Origin of the sequence: Caballeronia sp. GAWG2-1 (genome assembly GCF_023631405.1) — a bacterium.
Classification (GTDB): Bacteria; Pseudomonadota; Gammaproteobacteria; order Burkholderiales; family Burkholderiaceae; genus Caballeronia.
Genome location: NZ_JALQDD010000013.1, coordinates 61,120 through 76,703 on the forward strand (window position 1 = coordinate 61,120; position 15,584 = coordinate 76,703).

A 15,584-nucleotide genomic window follows, 5' to 3' on the forward strand; every position below is an offset into this window, starting at 1 on the left:
CCAAAAACAATTCTAGGAAGACCGAAACATGAAATTCATCCGCTTGGCGCTCGCGGCGCCCGCTCTGTGCGCGCTCATCTCCTGCAGCAGCATGAACGCACTCAATCCCGACACGCTGTTGCAGTCTGGCCAGCTCGCATCGCAAGCCTTCACGCTGAGTGACGCCGATGTGCGCACGCTCTCCGACAAATCGTGCGCGGACCTGGACAAGGAAAACAAGATTGCGCCGGCGTCGAGTCAATACACGCAGCGTCTGAACCGCATCTCGAAGCAACTGGGCGACAACATCAATGGCGTGCCGGTCAACTACAAGGTCTACGTCACGAAGGATGTCAACGCCTGGGCGATGGCCAACGGTTGCGTGCGCGTGTACAGCGGCCTCATGGACGCAATGAACGACGACGAAGTGCGCGGCGTGGTGGGCCACGAAATGGGTCACGTGGCGCTCGGCCACACCAAGAAGGCGATGCAGCTCGCTTATGCGACCTCGGCCGTGCGCTCGGCGGCGGCATCGACGGGCGGCGCGGTGGCGAATCTGTCGGCATCGCAACTGGGCGACTTGTCCGAGAAGTTCGTCCAGGCGCAATTCTCGCAATCGCAAGAAAGCGCCGCCGACGATTACTCGTTCGACATGCAGAAAAAGAAGGGATACAGCCCGGCCGGCCTCGTGACGGCGTTCCAGAAGCTCGCGACGATCGACGGCGGCAAGTCGAGCATGATGGATTCGCACCCGTCGTCGCCTTCGCGCGCGAAGCACATTCAGGATCGGATTGCGTCGGGCAAGTAAGGACGGGGCAAAAAAAAGCGCGAGCAGCGGTTGCTCGCGCTTTCCATTCCGATTCGTGACGATCAGAAGTAGTAATGCACGCCGACGGTCAGACTGTCGTTACGACGATGGCCGCCGTCGCAGTGCGCCGTGTCGGCCGTGTATTCGCCAGCGACACTCCATTGCTTCGCGAACTTATACTCGACGCCCGCGCCATAGTGCAAGCGCGTGTCCGGCCAGGTGCCAGTGAAGCCCACGCGCGCGTAGGGCATGATGTTGCCGTCGATAGGCATGCCGACTTTTACGTCGATGCCGCCGTCCTTCTTGGTCGTCGAACCGGCGTGAAGATCAGCGAATCCTTCGACGCCGACTACGAACTGGTTGACATCGACGTTATAACCTGCCGTCAGGCCCGGAAAGAACGTCGTGTGCGTCGATTCCTCGAAATCGTGTCCGGTTGCATCGGAGAAATTCAAGCCGAGCTTCGCGCCGACGAAGGGGCCGGCAAATTCGCTAGCGTGCGCGCTAGCGATACCGAGCAGCGAGACGAAAATCGGCGCCGCTACCTTTTTGATACTTACCATGAGTGAGCCAACCGTGAGAAAGGCGTCGCCAGAACACGCAAATCGAATTCAGGCAAGAAAATAATCGAGACAGCGCAGGCTGTCTTGCAATTGACTGCTTCCAAACAATCAACGCGCAAGATTAGTTTCCGATTGTTAACTCGGATAGCGGACTTGTCTTAAAGGTTGGGCTCGGCGGCGTAGGGTGTGACATGCGTCATGTGTTGCCTGGCCGATGACGCCGATGAGACCGGCACGCCTCATGGGAAAGTGGCGGCGATTGATGGTAGTACCGGCGGATGAGTGAACTTGCCGCCTACTTCCCGCGCAGAATGTCCCAAATTGCGATACTTCCCAAAAGCAAAACGACGATCAGCGCCGCCGTTCCAAGCACGTTAAAAATCACATTCACGATCAACTTCGTCGCCTCCAGACACTGCCTGTTTTTTTGAATGGTTCGAGTAAGTATTCGCTATTTTTGCACGCCAGCCGTTTGAACCATCGAAGATGGGAGCCGACTCTCGTACATGATCGTGCGTCGCTCGTTCTTTATTGCGTGTGGAAGACCTCGACCGGGCAGAGAGTTTCTCCTGAACCATCCTGATATTGCAATCTGCCATTCGGTCGGTGTGTGACGCGTGGCACGTCCGAGACATGGCTGGCGTGCTCCGCAAAGTTTCTAAGCTCGGACCCTGAGCACGCCATCTCCACAAAGTTGCATTCCAAAAGACATCGATAGACTCGCTCCGATGATAAGATCGTTAGTCTTCTTTAGCTTTCGAACGCGTCGTTTTCGTCAGAGCCGATTTTCTTCAACTTGGCTCGCTCGTGTCGTTCATCGTGCGAAACCATCCGCCATTACGCGAACGCGATTACATAGCCCACAAGCGTGACTTCAGACTGCATACCTATGCGATCGTCTTGATGTCCCGTGGTCAAACTCGCAGCGTCCTTAAAGACTCGTCACTTCTCTGATCGTCAACAGTGCGACATCCCCTCGTTAGCTCATCCAATTGGAGCATCACTTAAATGAAAATCACGCTATTGGTGAGTTCCATGGGAAGCGGCGGCGCGGAAAGGGTCGCGGCCACGCTCGTGAATGCCTGGAGTGAGCGCGGTGACGATGTCACGCTGATCGCTACATATAGCGGTAAGGGTGATTGCTTTTACAAGATCTCCGAGAACGTTCGCTTCATCTATCTGACTGACCGTGCAGGGAGTCAAGGCGGCAAGTTATCGAGCTTCGTTCAGCGGCAGCGGGCTTTGCGCTCGCTCATCCGGGAGAACCGTCCCGACGTCGTGATTTCCTTTTTAACCAATGTCAACGTAGCCGCAATTCTTGCAACATTAGGCTTGGGCATTCCGGTTATCGCTTGTGAGCATAACGATCCATCTCGCGACGGACGATCCGCGTTATGGAAACTGCTTACTCGTCTGACTTACCCGCATGCCAGCGCGATAACGGTGCTCACCGAAAATGTCGTCGCGCCGTTCAAGACAATGGTGCCCGGCATGCGACATATTGCTGTCGTCCCAAATCCGCTGCCTGACGAATTATTCCAGCAGTCGGCGCCGTCTATCGAAACCGGCGCGCACATGCGCCTCGTTTCGCTCGGACGATTGCATCCGCAAAAGAACTATCGCCTTTTGATCGACGCATTCTCGTCCATTGCGAATGCGTGCCCAGAATGGGATCTGTGGATATGGGGTGAAGGCGCCGAACGCGCATCGCTCGAAGCGGAGATCGAAAGGCAAGGTATGACCCAGCGCATCTTTCTTCCGGGTGTCACCGAAAATCCATGGACGGAGATTCTGCGCTCGCAGGCATTCGTCATGTCATCCCGCTTCGAAGGATTCGGCCTCGCGCTCGCCGAGAGTATGGCTTTAGGCGTTCCCGCCGTAGCTGTCGATTGTCTCAGTGGTCCGCGCTACATCACGCGCGACGGGCAGGACGCGCTGCTTGTGCCAGTCGCCAATCCGCAAGCGTTAGCCGCTGCAATTCAAAGGATGCTCACCGATGACACGCTGCGTGCCGAACTGAGTCGCAAAGGTGCAAAGTCCGTTCGCGAGCGATATTCAACGAATACGATTCTTCGCGTGTGGGACGAGTTGTTCACGCGCGTTGGCGTGGACACCGACGATGCCGCGGCGCGCCGACCCATCCATGAAAACGACATGACAGATTACGACTCACACGAATCGCAAGGCGCCTACGACTCGACGCGCCGTTGATATCGCCTAATGAAGAAAATAGCTGTAGACATCAGCCTGATAATTCTTGAGGGCATCTGCCGACAGGGCTAGAAGAATCAGCGCAGTCCACCATATCACGAACGCGTTCCTGAATCGAATTTGCGAAATCACGTACGGCAGCAGTAACGCTATGCAATACCACACGCGTCCCTTCCCGAACGGAAACAGCACATACGCAAAGACCAAATAAGCCATGAGCGCAACGTGCATCGTGCATAGCTCCGTCCATACCTTGTCCTTCGCTGTGCCCTTCTCTTTCCATTGCGTATAAAGCACAATGACAGAAGCCGTTGCATAGACGATCAACAGGATGAGCAGCCGGATAGTGAAATCGTCCTGGTAGTCCGCATATTCCTCGACTCGCCTGCCGCCGAAATTATTGAAAAGATAGCCCGCCGCGGCGGCGAGTACGAACGCCGTCAAACTCGAAACGATCAACGCTCGCCATTTTCGATCTCCGCACGCTCGAATGGAGAGCAATAGCAACGCGGGTATCGCGAAGGTCGTATGAACGAAGCTCGCGAGCACCCATCCGAGGACGGGCCGCTGATAGCGCAGCGTGATAAGCATCGCTATGCCGAATGCCAAACCTTGACGGATTTGAAACAGTCCGACCGTAGCCAAGGCTACCGGAACGACCGCCCAAAGAAGCAGCCCTAGTAGCGGTCGCCGGACTTCTAAAAGCGCCGCAATGACAAGTGCGTTCGCCAATACGACGGTCACTCTTACACCAATATCGGGTGTTACGCCGAACGCATTCAATACGATCAACCAGGTACGCCAGCCGAATTCCTCCGTCACCGTGCTGATGACAAAACTGAGCGTTGAAGTGCGTGTCTGATAAAGATTGACGAACCAGTCCCACGTTGTCTGGCTGAAGTACTCCAGGTAATTGTCCTGATCGAGCAGCATCGTACGATCACCTACCGCAACCACCACCAGCAACAGAATCGCTATCAGGATGAATAGCCAGCCGCCAGGAGTATTCAGGTAGGCTCGCGCCTGAGTTTTGCGACGGGGAACTGCTGGACTCGGCGCTTGAGTCATTCTGGCTTTCATCGAAATTCTTTTAGGTCGGATAATGCGCTCGGCGCCGGCTTGCTGCCTTGCGAGGTTGTCGTCGGCGAAGTGCGCCGATTATCGAATAGTCTTCAAGTCCGTTACTACGATCTGCGGTCCGCGCTTGTCGTAATCGTGGCTTTCGACGGAAAGAAGCTTTGGCTTGATCCAGGTCGCCGATCGATTGACGATTCGTCCTTTCACAATTGAACCTTTGGTATCGAGACCTGAAACGCTAAAGGCGGCGATCTTCGCGGATTCATCGCGCTGACCGCTGATATCGATCTGCACGTCCTTGGACTCGACACCGGCAATCTTCAAGAGATAGACGAGGATGCCGATCTTGCAGTTTCGCGTGACAGGATTGACGATCCTGATGTTCTCCAGCACGTCACGATTCGAATTGGGCTCGATATCCAGACCCGCCGACGGCGCCGTTCCACCGATGTTCTCCCACAGACCGCCTTCAATGAAAACGTTCCTTCCGCTAATGATGGATATTCCCTGTCGACGACAGTTATTCGCGTGATGGTCGATCACGTGAATATCCTGAGGCGGCATGCTGGTCGGCTGATAACTGTTCGCCAGGTATATGCCGTCGCCCCAGCAACCCACCGTAGTTGCCGATTTGATTGTGATTTTTGAACTACCTGCTATCGAAATGCCCATGCCGTAGCCTTCCGAATGCGTTTTGGGCTGCGCCGAATTCAACTCACGACTGCCGTCCAGTGTCGCGTTATCCAGCACAACGTCGATCACGTCCCACATGCGCAACATTTGATACGAAGGCGTGTCATGCGCAAGCAACTTGATCGAGGCGCCCGGTTCGAAGCGAACGCGCGAGCCGCTCCGCAGACTCAGTCCTTGCGTGTCGATGCGGCACTGTCCGCCAATGAGTAACGTCTTGCCAACTGAGCGATCGATCGCATCTTGAAGACGCGACGTGTCATTGCTCACGCCATCGCTCACGACGCCGAAGACACTCGCATGCACGACGTCGTCTTCATTCGATATCTTAGCCGCCGCCGACCGACACGCAAGCCCATGCGCCAGAGGCATCGACGCTATGACTTTGAGCGCAACTCTTCTGCTTATCATGATCGTTCTCAAGCGTTCTGCGTTGTTCCATACACCGCAACGGTCCGCTCGATCACGATCCTTTCGTCGAACTCTGCGAGCGCGCGAACGCGCGCATTGGCACCGATCGTTTCGCGCAACACCGGGTCGTCATGCAGACGCGCGATTGCATCTGTCAGCGCGACGCCGTCCTTCACCAGAACGCGCAAGCCATCGACGCCATCTTGACTCACGACCTCGCGACAACCCGGCGCGTCCGTCGTCACCAGCGCGATGCCGCATGCTGCGGCTTCGATCATCGCCTTTGGCAATCCTTCTCTATAACTGGGCAACACCATGATGTCGATGTCGCGTAGCAACGCCGGCATGTCACCGACATGACCGAGCCAAGTCAGCGTGCCCTCCTCGACCCAGGCCTCAACCGTTTTTGTCGGCACCGAAGCAGGATTGCCCTCGTCGGGATCGCCGGCGAGCAGGAATTCGAACGAGCGCTGGCTGTTTCGCAGCGCGCGCGCCGCTTCCACGTATTCCGCGATGCCTTTGTCCCACAGCAGGCGCGCAGCCAGCAAAACGCGAATCGGTCGTGGCGTGCCGCTCGTGTCCTTCGCGCGTTGGGCGAACTTCTGTACGTTCACGCCCGATCCGGGAATGAGGTGGATGCAAGACTTGTCGACGATCCCGGCGTTGATGAACATCGCGACATCGTCCGGATTCTGGAGAATCAGCGATGCGCCGCGGCCATTCAACGTCGCGCGCATCAATGTTCTGACTAACGGCCGCAAGACGCGCGCCTTCAGCGAATCGTTCGTAAACACGAAGCCGAGACCCGCCACAGCGTTGACGCGCTGCCTGACGCGCGCGAGACGCGCCGCAAGCGAACCGTACACCGCGCATTTAATGGTGAAGCCATGCACGACATCCGGCCGCTCTTTGCGGAACAGGCGGCATAGATGCAAGACCAGCAAGAGTTCCCGCAAGGGGTTCAGACTGCGTCGTTGCATCGGCACGGGAAGCCAGCGGAACCCGGCGTCCTCTAACTCCGCGACATAAGGCCCCGGCGGCGACATGAGCAACACCGACCAGCCATTGTCCCGAAGATACTTCGCGAGCGACAAACGAAAATTGAAAAGGTACCAATCCGTATTGGCAAAGAGAACGACTTTTTTCATGACCTACCGACCTAACTCACGTCGAAACTTGAACCGCCAGTACAAATAAAGCGCTGATCCGAATGGCAGATTCAACAGCACCTGCAAGCGATGCCCGGACGCCATCGCGATCTGGTACACGGAACGTCGCGCCAAAAACTCGTAAGCAATGAGCCGCCACGTCATCACGATCCGCGTGCGCATGTTGACCGGCGGCGCGATTGCCCAGCGAATGCCGTGTGCGGACCCGACCGGGCACAGGACCGTCAGCGCCGCGCCGCCTCGCGTCAGACCATCGGACAGATACTCGCAAACATAGAAGCCGATGTTCACGTGCAGCATCCGATACCGCCGCCCGATCATTCCCCATACGGCGGACTCCATCATGAAGCGCTCGCCTTCGACTTCCGGAAAGGGAAACTGCTTCAAGATGTCTGCGCGCCAGACTTCGGCCTTGTCGCCACGCACGCCGCGATTGATGCGCATATCGATGTATGTCGCCAACTCGCGGTCCGGCTCGAAACGGTCACCGATCACGCGTCCATCCGCGCGCAGTCTCAGAAAGCTCATGCCGCATACGTCGGGAATGGTTCGACACGACGACCAGTTTTCGCGAATCGTCGCGATGGCATCGAGCGTGAGCGTGTCATCGCTATCGACCGTGATGATCAATTCGCCCTTCGCAAGTGCGAAGCCCCGATTCAGCGCGGTATGCTTCCCGCCGTTCGGTTTCTGAATGTAGCGCAGCGGCCAATCGACCTGGTCAGCCCAGCGCTCGCAAAGCGCGCGCGTGTTGTCGACGCTGCCATCATCGACGACTATCCATTCGAAATCTCTGTCGCTTTGCTTTTCGAGGCTGGCGAACAAGCTTGGCAACTGAGCCGCACGGTTATAGCTGGCGGTAATAACAGAGATGAACGTCATCGAGAAAACTTGACACTGCGTGGCATGCGGGTGAGGCGATTCCAAGTCGGCGATCGCGTCAGACAAGGCATCGGCGAGAAATCAGGCTCCATGCTCTTGCTCCATGTCCTCTTCCTCGTTCTCGTGGATGGAGAAAAGATAGAGAACGAACACGACGCCGGCCATGACAGCAGTGCCTACAGGAAGCGCGGCCAAACCGAGCATTGGTGTGAAGGCGAAGTTGGCCGCGACCTTGGCGACGAAGCCTGCGCATGTGATGAACGCGATCGACCGATAGCGCCCTTCGCTGGCTGCCATCTGCATCAACACTAATGTGGCAAATGCTGGCGCTAATTGCAGCGTGAACCAGCGAAGCAAGACCGCGACATGTTCAGTATCGACCGCCGTGAAGGCGCCTCGTTGAAACAGCACACGCACGATCAAAGGCGCGGCGAACGAAGCGACACATGCCGCCACGGCGCCGATTCCGAACATGACGTAGGCCCATTTGATCGCCATGGATCGAGCGCGCTCGCGTTCGCCATTACGGATAGTCTGCGTCAACACGGGCAACGTCGCCCTTCCGATTGCCGATGCACCGAGACCCATCAGCAACGCAATCAGCCGATTGGCATAACCAAGCGTGGCGACCGCTCCAGCGCCTTCACGGGTCGCCATGTATTGATCGATAGGCACGATACAAGCAAGGATGGCCTGACTGATGAGCATGACGCCGATCGAATGCGCCATGGCCCGCCACTGCGGCGAACTGAATCCGAAGCGAATGGGAGCGCGGACCTTATCCGCACGCCTTGCGAACATCGACAACAAATAGACTTGCAGCGCGAGTCCGAGCGTAACCGCCATGTAAAGCGGCTTGATCGACGAACCGGTACTGAGGATCACCACCAAAAAGAGCACTGCAGCCGGCACGGCTTCGAGCAACGTGTTGATATGCCGCTCGCGTGCCTGCAAGCGCGCGGCATCGATACACATGAGCAAGGTAAGCGGCACGAGCGGCGACATGCCGACGATAAATTGCATCGCGAGCGATCTCGTATGCTCCGGCAGCGGTCCACCCACATAGGCGATCACCACGGGCGATGCGAAAACGAGCACGTTGGCGATGGCAAGACCGACGAGCCACGCCAAGCCACGCAATTCGCCGATGAAGTTGGCGAGCGTGTCGGTGTCGTCGTTGCGCATGCGCACGAGCACGGGAATCAGCACGGTACTGAGCACCGTGACGAGCATGGAAGGTATCCATGTGGCGAGCGTGAAGGACAACTGGTAGGCATCGACGATACCGCTCACGCCATAGCGATACGCGATCGCCATTTCCTTGAAGGCGCCGGCACTCTTGCCCATCAGCACGAAGAGTGACACCCATGCGGCGCCCTTCGCTATCCTGCGATGATCCGGATGCGCGTTCGCAAGCTTGGCCCGAAGCTTGGATGCCAGTCCGAAGCTCATGTCCGCTTCTCTCTGCGATGCCGCGGAACGACCTTGCCCGCGCGCGCGGCGACTTCGCGCCAGGTCGACTCATACGCTTGCTGCATCCGCTCGAGACCGAAGTTACTCACAATGCGAGTGCGCGCGCGTTCCCTGCGCGCTTTACCTTCAGTCGTGCGGTTCATTGCAATTGCTGCACCAAGCGCCTTTGAAAGCGCGACCGAATGACCAGGCGGGACGACCCATCCTTCGCTACCGACTATCGTGGCAACGTCGCCTACATCGGTATTCACGCTCAACGTGCCGCAAGCCATCGCCTCGGCGACCACGTTCGGGAACGCTTCGCCAGCGCTCGGCAGCACGTGGATATCGAGCGCGTTCATGACGCCTGGGATATCGTCCGACGGTCCCGCCAGAAGCACGCGTTCGCGCAAACCGACAGCATCGAGCGATGCGAGAAGATCGGCGTTCGCGGATGTCATGTCGGCGCCGACGAGCACCAGCTTGAAAGCGACGCCATTATCGGCGAGCATCGCTGCGGCGCGAAACAGGTTCGGATGGTCTTTCTGAGGATTCCAACGCGCGACGCATCCGATAAGCGGTATATCGTCCGAGACTTGCCAGAGCTGTCGTTGCGCGGCCCTCACATGAGGATCCGGCGAGAAGCGTTCGATGTCGTAGCCGTTCGGGATCCACGAGAACTTGCTGCCGTCATAGCCGATCTGTTGATGCGCGGCCTGGCCTCGTTTCGAGCAGCACACGATGCGGTCCGGCACGAAGCGCGAGAGCAATCCGCACATCTTCGCGATCCGGACCGTCATGCGTGTGTTTTTGTCGGAGTCGAGATTCGCGTGGTGAACCGCCCAGCAAATCGGCTTGAAGCGCGTCAGATAGGCAAGCACGCCGCCGATGAGATCAGCGTGATACATCCAGGTCTGCACGACGTCCGGGCCGAACGCGCACATGACCGACCAGAGACGAAGCAACGCGCGCGGCGTGATTCGGCCTCTCGAACAATTCAGCGCTTCGACTTCGATGCCTTGTTCGAGCAACTTCGCCGTGTAGTACCCTTCTCCGCGCATACAGACCACGCGATGCTCGATGCCGCTCGTGCGCCCGTGCGACACAACCTGGAACAACACCGCCTCGGCACCACCGCGATCGAGGCTGCTGATGATATGCAGAACCTTCATCGCGATGTATTACCGTTGCTCGCATCGGAAGATTGGACGTGGTCTCGCTGCGTCTTCGTCGACGCGATATACCACGGCACGGCGGTCCGAATGCCTTCGTCGAGCCGCACGCCGTCGGCATATCCAAGCATCGACTTCGCCTTCTCTATACTGGCCTGCGAATGACGTACGTCCCCTGCGCGAAACGCGCGGTATGTCGGCGGCCGATCGTATCGAATGCCGTATTCTCCAAGCGTGTCACGCAGCAAGCCGAACAACTCGTTCAACGTCGTGCGGTCTCCGAGTGCGACGTTGAAGACCTGTCCGCGCACATCATCGCTCGCCGTTGCTGCGAGCAGATTGACCTGTACCGCGTTATCGACGAAGCAGAAGTCGCGGCTCGTCTCGCCGTCGCCATTGATCTGCACGTCTTCGCCGCTCATCATCGTGGCGATCCAGCGCGGAATGACCGCCGCATACGCGCCGTTCGGGTCCTGGCGTTTGCCAAAGACGTTGAAGTAGCGCAAGCCCGTCGCCTTGAAGCCGTAGCAGCGCGCGAAGACTTCTGCATAGAGCTCATTCACATACTTCGTGACGGCGTAAGGCGAAAGCGGACGTCCGATATTCGCTTCCTCTTTGGGAAGCACCGGATGATCGCCGTATGTCGAACTGGACGCCGCGTAGGTGAAGCTGGATACGCCTGCATCGCGCGCGGCGACCAGCATGTTGAGGAAGCCACCGATGTTCACCTGATCGGTCGCGACCGGATCGTTCAGCGAACGCGGCACCGATCCCAAGGCGGCCTGATGCAGCACATGCTTCACGCCAGCGACAGCGGTCTCGCAATCTCGCGCATTGCGGATATCGCCTTCTATCAGCGTGAAGCGTGACCATTGCTCCGGCAACACCGAGGTCGCCACTTCGTCGAGATTGCGCCGATGACCGGTCGCGAAGTTATCGAGCCCGACGACTTCCTGATTCAGCCTGAGCAGCGTCTCGACGAGATTCGAACCGATGAATCCCGCCGCGCCCGTGACCAGCCATCGCACTGGATTCGCTCGCAACGCTTCGCAGATAACCTGATAGCGATTCATCGTGAGTATCCTTACAGGCGCAGATCCGAACCATCGGCCGGCAAGACATATTTGAGGTCATAAAGAAGGTGCTCCTTCTTGCCGAAATCGCGCATGCCCTTTCCGAGCGTGACGAACTGCTCGTGAGCGACCGCGATAACGATCGCGTCATAAGCACCCGCCTCAGGCGACTCGACGAGATCGATGCCGTATTCGTCCTTGACCTCGTGCACAAGCGCCCACGGATCGCAGACATCGACATGCGCCTGATACTCTGCAAGCTCGCTGACGATGTCGATGACACGCGTGTTGCGAATATCCGGGCAGTTTTCCTTGAACGTGAGACCGAGAATGAGCACGCGCGCATCGGCGATAGCAATGCGCTTCTGCGCCAGCGCCTTGACGAGTTGCGCGACGACATACTGCCCCATGTTGTCGTTGAGGCGACGACCCGCGAGAATGATCTCCGGGTGATATCCGATCTCTTCGGCCTTATGCGTCAGATAGTAAGGATCGACGCCGATGCAGTGACCACCGACCAGACCCGGCTTGAACGGCAGGAAGTTCCACTTCGTACCCGCCGCGCGCAGCACGGACTCGGTATCGATATTCATGCGATTGAAGATGATCGCGAGTTCGTTGATCAACGCGATATTCACGTCACGCTGCGTGTTTTCGATGACCTTCGCGGCTTCGGCCACGCGGATGCTCTCCGCCATGTGCGTTCCCGCCGTGATGATCTCGCGATAAACGGCATCGACCTTGCGCGCGGTTTGCGGCGTCGAACCGGACGTCACCTTGCGAATGTCCACTACGCGATGCGTCTTGTCGCCGGGATTGATGCGCTCGGGACTGTAGCCGACGAAGAAGTCGACGTTCATCTTGAGACCAGAGACGCGCTCGAGCACGGGCACGCAGACTTCTTCGGTGGCGCCCGGATAGACCGTCGATTCGAACACGACGATGTCGTTTTTCTTCAGCACCTTGCCGACGGTCTGGCTTGCCGAAATGAGCGCGCCGAGGTCGGGCCGGTTGTACGCGTCGATTGGCGTCGGCACCGTGACGATGAAGAAGTTGCACTTGGCAAGATCCGCCGCATCGGCGCTGAAACTAAGCTGACTTGCGCGGGCGAGTTCCTCGGTACTTACTTCGAGCGTCGAATCGATACCCTGCTTCAGCGCATCGATACGCGTCGTGTTGATATCGAAGCCGACTACGGGACGCCCGCGACCAAACTCGACGGCAAGAGGCAAACCTACATAGCCCAGACCGATGATTGCAATACGGAGATTTTCTAACATTTCGTTTAACCAACCTTCAGTGTTTCTCGATGCTTTGCTTGAAACATCGACGCCGAATTCGTCACGGCGTGCTTTTAGCGAGTGCTGCGATCAGGAGCGGTCCTGGTAGTAACCGTCTCCGGTATAGCGATAGCTTTGGTATCGGCCGCCGTAGCCATAGATTCTTCCGCGCGGCTTGATTGCGTTGAACAGCAAGCCGGTGACTTGCGTGCCGGTCTGCGTCAGACGCTTGATGGATTCGCTGACCTCTCCGCCGCGGGTCACGCCAGAGCGCGTGACGAGGAAGACGCTGCCCGCCGAGCCAACGATGGTTTCCGCGTCGGAAACGACGAGTACTGGCGGCGCGTCGACGATGACGACGTCATAGGCACGGGATGCTGCCGAAATGAAATCGCCCCAGTTTTTATGCGAGAGCACTTCCGCAGGGTTCTGCGGATAATTGCCCGACGAGACGAAATCGAGATTGGGAAGAACGTCCCGATGCACGACAGAATCGACCGACCTGGCTTCGGATATCGCGTCGGACAGCCCGGCATCGCGCCCCAGACCGAAGTACCGGTTGAGATAACCCTTGCGCATGTCCGCATCGATGAGCAACACGCGGGCGCCGCTCGACGCCAGCACCGTCGCGAAGTTGACGGACACGAACGACTTGCCGATTCCCGGTGTCGGACCCGCGATCAACACGACGTTATTTTTTCCACCCGATGCGACGAACTTGAACGCGGTCCGAAGACTGCGCAGGCTCTCCACGGCTGGATCGTTCGGATACAGATTCGCGAGCACCAGCGGGCGCGAACCGTCGCTTCGCAGGTTACGGATGAGTTCGGCCTGCTTGTCGCTAACGGGAATCGTGGCGTAGACGCTGAGACCGGTGTGCTCTTCCAGCGAGATCGGATCGGTGACGCCCGTGAACAAGCGGTCCTTCATGAGAGCGAGTAAGGTTCCGAGGAACAGACCGGCGATCGCCGCTGCGGCCATGACGATCAGCTTGCGCGGCTTGACCGGGCGCTCGGGAATATCGGCGGTATCGACGATCCGCACATTGCCGATCTTGCCCGCCTTCACCAGACGCAACTGCTCGACGTTGCTGCGCATGGCGACATACAGGTCCGTCGAAACACGCACATCCCGCTGAAGCTTGAGCATGTCCTGCTCGGTCAGCGGCATCTGGCGAATCTGCGCGGCGATGCTATCGATCTGCTTCTGGTTCGTCGCAATTTGTTCGTCGATAGCCAGCAACGACGGATGCATCGGACCGAAACGCGTCGCCAAGTCCTGGCGCTTTTGCTTCATCGCGATGAGGCGTGTTTCCGCGTCGGCCGATTGCTGCAAGCTGACCTTGCCGGCCTCGGACAAGTCCACGATCGTGTGACTGTTTTGATATTCGCTCAACTTCGCTTCAGCGTCTTCGAGTTGCTGCTTCATGACGGGAAGCTGAGCGTCGAGGAACGAGATGGAATGTTCCGCTTGAGCCGCTTTGCGGTCGGCATTCTGCTTGACGTATTGGCGGCCGAGTTCATTCAGCGTGTCGCTCAGAAGCACGGGGTCCGTGCTTTCGAGCGTCGCGGAAATCACGCCCGAGTGCTTGCCCTGCTCGATGATTTGCAGCGACTTGATGAGGTCATCGGTCGTGAGTTGGCTCGAACGAGATTTCAGGACGAAGCTGGCGCCCGGTCTTCCGGACAGCTTGGTGACCTTCAGGGTGAGCGCGCCGAAGCTCGAGTTGAACTTCTCTTCGGTGCCGATAGAACCCGTCACTGGAGATTCCAGTCCGTAACCGCTCAGGCTGTACCGGCTGTCCTTTAGCACTGTCAGGTCGTAGCTACGTCCCTGAAGCTTGCGGGGAACCTCGAAGGCGGCAAGCTCGATCGATTCGCTGCCCCAATCGAAACCGCCCCAACCGAATACCCCAGGATTCGACAGTCCGTCGTTGTGAGATGCCATCCATTTACCGAACACGGGAAAATAGCGTGGCTTCGCTTCGACATTAAGTTTCAGCGCGTCGACCGTTCCGGACGCGACGAGCCGCGAACCGAGAATCTGGATTTCGCCATCCGCTGACGATTTGACATCGAACATGGCGGAAACATCGCTAAGTAGGTTCTTAGCGCTGGCCGCATCGGAAGAATCTTCGACGGCTACCAGAATGCGTGAGCTATAAACCGGCGTCGCGAGAAACGCATACATTGCGCCGACGATCACGAATAGCGCAGCGACAATGGCAATCAGCTTTCTGTGATCCAACAGGGCGTCCAGCAACTCGACGATACTTAGTTGATCGCTGCTCTCGCCATGCAACATAACCGGTAGATTCTCTTGTCTCATAACTTCCAACGCGTTGATTCAATTCGCCCGACCCAGTCCGAAAGTCCTCTTTCGATCAAGTCAAAACAGTCTTCGAAAACATTCCGTTCTTTTCGGTATGGGTCCGGTACTTCAAAGTCACTGAATTGACCTAGCCTGAAGACGCGACCTTTTACAAACGGATATCGCTTTTCCAGATAGCGCTTTTGCTGCTCCTGCATTACGAGGATCAACTCGGCGCGCTTGCAGTCGAAGCCGCTCAACTGCGCGCCACGATGAGACGAGATGTCGATGCCGTGATCCTTCATCACGCCTTGTGCGTATGGATCAGCCGGCTGTCCGGCAAGCGCGCTGATTCCGGCGGACCAGACTTCCAGCGACGGCACTTTCGACTGCAACCAACCCGCTGCCATCGGACTGCGGCAGATATTTCCCTCGCACACGAGGAGAACGGAGTCGATCATCCCGAGACTCCTGTGCGATCGTTCATGCGAGTCGTGCGTGAGGACA

At 57.8% G+C, this 15,584-nt stretch carries 13 protein-coding genes; 2 read left to right on the forward strand and 11 right to left on the reverse strand.

The window, feature by feature from the left end; translation table 11 throughout:
- Nucleotides 1–28 precede the first annotated feature (28 nt).
- Nucleotides 29–787 carry a metalloprotease LoiP gene (gene loiP, locus NCR98_RS08630; protein ID WP_244825525.1) on the forward strand — a complete coding sequence of 253 codons (759 nt, stop codon included), beginning with the start codon at nt 29–31 and terminating at the stop codon, nt 785–787.
- A gap of 62 nt (nt 788–849) precedes the next feature.
- On the opposite strand, the gene NCR98_RS08635 is transcribed toward loiP, so the two are convergent.
- Complete coding sequence (locus NCR98_RS08635; RefSeq protein WP_250525976.1) at nt 850–1,350, reverse strand: porin family protein; 501 nt, start codon at nt 1,348–1,350, stop codon at nt 850–852.
- A 1,008-nt stretch (nt 1,351–2,358) separates the two neighbouring features.
- Here NCR98_RS08635 and NCR98_RS08640 point away from each other — a divergent pair.
- The gene (locus tag NCR98_RS08640; RefSeq protein WP_250525977.1) at nt 2,359–3,561 is read left to right on the forward strand and encodes a glycosyltransferase family 4 protein; all 1,203 of its coding nucleotides are present in this window, start codon (nt 2,359–2,361) and stop codon (nt 3,559–3,561) included.
- A gap of 6 nt (nt 3,562–3,567) precedes the next feature.
- On the opposite strand, the gene NCR98_RS08645 is transcribed toward NCR98_RS08640, so the two are convergent.
- From NCR98_RS08645 to NCR98_RS08690, 10 genes are all read right to left on the reverse strand, one after another.
- The gene (locus NCR98_RS08645) at nt 3,568–4,641 is read right to left on the reverse strand and encodes an EpsG family protein (RefSeq protein ID WP_250525978.1); all 1,074 of its coding nucleotides are present in this window, start codon (nt 4,639–4,641) and stop codon (nt 3,568–3,570) included.
- Nucleotides 4,642–4,719: 78 nt separating this feature from the next.
- On the reverse strand, nt 4,720–5,751 hold the full coding sequence (locus tag NCR98_RS08650) for a right-handed parallel beta-helix repeat-containing protein (protein ID WP_250525979.1): 1,032 nt from the start codon (nt 5,749–5,751) through the stop codon (nt 4,720–4,722).
- Nucleotides 5,748–6,887 carry a glycosyltransferase family 4 protein gene (locus NCR98_RS08655; protein ID WP_250525980.1) on the reverse strand — a complete coding sequence of 380 codons (1,140 nt, stop codon included), beginning with the start codon at nt 6,885–6,887 and terminating at the stop codon, nt 5,748–5,750. The genes NCR98_RS08650 and NCR98_RS08655 overlap by 4 nt, the downstream gene beginning before the upstream one ends.
- Nucleotides 6,888–6,890: 3 nt before the next feature.
- Nucleotides 6,891–7,790, reverse strand: a complete 900-nt coding sequence (locus tag NCR98_RS08660; protein ID WP_250525981.1) for a glycosyltransferase family 2 protein — start codon at nt 7,788–7,790, stop codon at nt 6,891–6,893.
- 81 nt (nt 7,791–7,871) lie between these two features.
- Nucleotides 7,872–9,242 (reverse strand): murein biosynthesis integral membrane protein MurJ, encoded by a 1,371-nt coding sequence (murJ, locus tag NCR98_RS08665; protein WP_250509213.1) that lies wholly within the window; start codon nt 9,240–9,242, stop codon nt 7,872–7,874.
- A complete protein-coding gene (locus NCR98_RS08670) occupies nt 9,239–10,414 on the reverse strand; it encodes a glycosyltransferase (RefSeq protein WP_250525982.1) in 1,176 nt (391 codons plus the stop codon). Before NCR98_RS08670 ends, murJ begins: the two co-directional genes overlap by 4 nt.
- Nucleotides 10,411–11,487: an SDR family oxidoreductase gene (locus tag NCR98_RS08675; protein WP_250525983.1), complete on the reverse strand. Its 1,077-nt coding sequence runs from the start codon at nt 11,485–11,487 to the stop codon at nt 10,411–10,413. The genes NCR98_RS08670 and NCR98_RS08675 overlap by 4 nt, the downstream gene beginning before the upstream one ends.
- Nucleotides 11,488–11,498: 11 nt before the next feature.
- Entirely contained in the window at nt 11,499–12,767 is a 1,269-nt protein-coding gene (tviB, locus tag NCR98_RS08680; RefSeq protein ID WP_250509216.1) for a Vi polysaccharide biosynthesis UDP-N-acetylglucosamine C-6 dehydrogenase TviB, read from the reverse strand.
- A 90-nt stretch (nt 12,768–12,857) separates the two neighbouring features.
- On the reverse strand, nt 12,858–15,095 hold the full coding sequence (locus NCR98_RS08685; protein WP_250525984.1) for a polysaccharide biosynthesis tyrosine autokinase: 2,238 nt from the start codon (nt 15,093–15,095) through the stop codon (nt 12,858–12,860).
- Nucleotides 15,092–15,538: a low molecular weight protein-tyrosine-phosphatase gene (locus NCR98_RS08690; RefSeq protein WP_244825540.1), complete on the reverse strand. Its 447-nt coding sequence runs from the start codon at nt 15,536–15,538 to the stop codon at nt 15,092–15,094. The genes NCR98_RS08685 and NCR98_RS08690 overlap by 4 nt, the downstream gene beginning before the upstream one ends.
- Nucleotides 15,539–15,584: the final 46 nt, after the last annotated feature.

What these genes read in the sequence shown, in the direction of transcription:
- loiP (WP_244825525.1), top strand. Translation starts at nt 29, where the DNA reads ATGAAATTCATCCGCTTGGCGCTCGCGGCGCCCGCTCTGTGCGCGCTC.
- NCR98_RS08635 (WP_250525976.1), bottom strand. Translation starts at nt 1,350, where the DNA reads ATGGTAAGTATCAAAAAGGTAGCGGCGCCGATTTTCGTCTCGCTGCTC.
- NCR98_RS08640 (WP_250525977.1), top strand. Translation starts at nt 2,359, where the DNA reads ATGAAAATCACGCTATTGGTGAGTTCCATGGGAAGCGGCGGCGCGGAA.
- NCR98_RS08645 (WP_250525978.1), bottom strand. Translation starts at nt 4,641, where the DNA reads ATGAAAGCCAGAATGACTCAAGCGCCGAGTCCAGCAGTTCCCCGTCGC.
- NCR98_RS08655 (WP_250525980.1), bottom strand. Translation starts at nt 6,887, where the DNA reads ATGAAAAAAGTCGTTCTCTTTGCCAATACGGATTGGTACCTTTTCAAT.
- NCR98_RS08660 (WP_250525981.1), bottom strand. Translation starts at nt 7,790, where the DNA reads ATGACGTTCATCTCTGTTATTACCGCCAGCTATAACCGTGCGGCTCAG.
- murJ (WP_250509213.1), bottom strand. Translation starts at nt 9,242, where the DNA reads ATGAGCTTCGGACTGGCATCCAAGCTTCGGGCCAAGCTTGCGAACGCG.
- NCR98_RS08670 (WP_250525982.1), bottom strand. Translation starts at nt 10,414, where the DNA reads ATGAAGGTTCTGCATATCATCAGCAGCCTCGATCGCGGTGGTGCCGAG.
- NCR98_RS08675 (WP_250525983.1), bottom strand. Translation starts at nt 11,487, where the DNA reads ATGAATCGCTATCAGGTTATCTGCGAAGCGTTGCGAGCGAATCCAGTG.
- tviB (WP_250509216.1), bottom strand. Translation starts at nt 12,767, where the DNA reads ATGTTAGAAAATCTCCGTATTGCAATCATCGGTCTGGGCTATGTAGGT.
- NCR98_RS08685 (WP_250525984.1), bottom strand. Translation starts at nt 15,095, where the DNA reads ATGAGACAAGAGAATCTACCGGTTATGTTGCATGGCGAGAGCAGCGAT.
- NCR98_RS08690 (WP_244825540.1), bottom strand. Translation starts at nt 15,538, where the DNA reads ATGATCGACTCCGTTCTCCTCGTGTGCGAGGGAAATATCTGCCGCAGT.